Source organism: Shigella sp. FC1567 (assembly GCF_001743015.1).
Lineage (GTDB): Bacteria > Pseudomonadota > Gammaproteobacteria > Enterobacterales > Enterobacteriaceae > Escherichia > Escherichia coli.
Genome location: NZ_MIIV01000348.1, coordinates 1 through 716, shown reverse-complemented (window position 1 = coordinate 716; position 716 = coordinate 1). Strand labels below are relative to the sequence as shown.

Here is a 716-nt window from a genome sequence, read left to right as displayed (position 1 = left end):
CGAACTCCGCCTTCGCAAAATAAGCGGAAGCCTGGCGAAGGATATCGTTACTGCGGCGCAGTTCACGATTTTCACGTTCCAGCTCTTTCAGACGCTGACGTTCAGCGGTGGTGAGCCCGCCATCACCGCCTCCGGTATCCCGCTCATGCTGGCGTACCCAGACACGCAGAGTCTCCGGTGTACAGCCAATCTTTGGGGCAATGGAACAAATTGCCGCCCACTGTGAGTCATATTCGCCCTGACTTTCCAGAACCATACGAATCGCCCTCTGACGGACTTCGGGGGAAAAACGAGTATTTTTAGTCATCCTGTTTACCTCTTTCTCAGGGAGTTTAGTCTCCAGGATTCCCGGGGCGGTTCACATTGCAATATCAGTTGATCCAGAAAAAGCGGCATCAGCATTGGAGCTGTCAAAAGTGAAGTGGCACACTGAATTTGGCCACCTGAACAGAGGTGATATGCTCACCTCAGAACAACACAGGTGCTCCAATGAAAAAAAGAAATTTTAGCGCAGAGTTTAAACGCGAATCCGCTCAACTGGTTGTTGACCAGAAATACACGGTGGCAGATGCCGCCAAAGCTATGGATGTTGGCCTTTCCACAATGACAAGATGGGTCAAACAACTGCGTGATGAGCGTCAGGGCAAAACACCAAAAGCCTCTCCGATAACACCAGAACAAATCGAAATACGTAAGCTGAGGAAAAAGCTACAACG

At 50.1% G+C, this 716-nt stretch carries 2 protein-coding genes; one reads left to right on the top strand and one right to left on the bottom strand.

What is annotated here, in order from left to right; genetic code table 11:
• On the bottom strand, positions 1-307 hold a 307-nt coding region (locus BHE85_RS17600; protein ID WP_032219445.1), incomplete at its 3' end, for a transposase.
• 182 nt (positions 308-489) lie between these two features.
• On the opposite strand from BHE85_RS17600, the gene BHE85_RS17595 reads away from it, so the two are divergent.
• Positions 490-716, top strand: a 227-nt coding sequence (locus tag BHE85_RS17595) for an IS3 family transposase (protein ID WP_057951205.1), incomplete at its 3' end; no start/stop codon positions are given.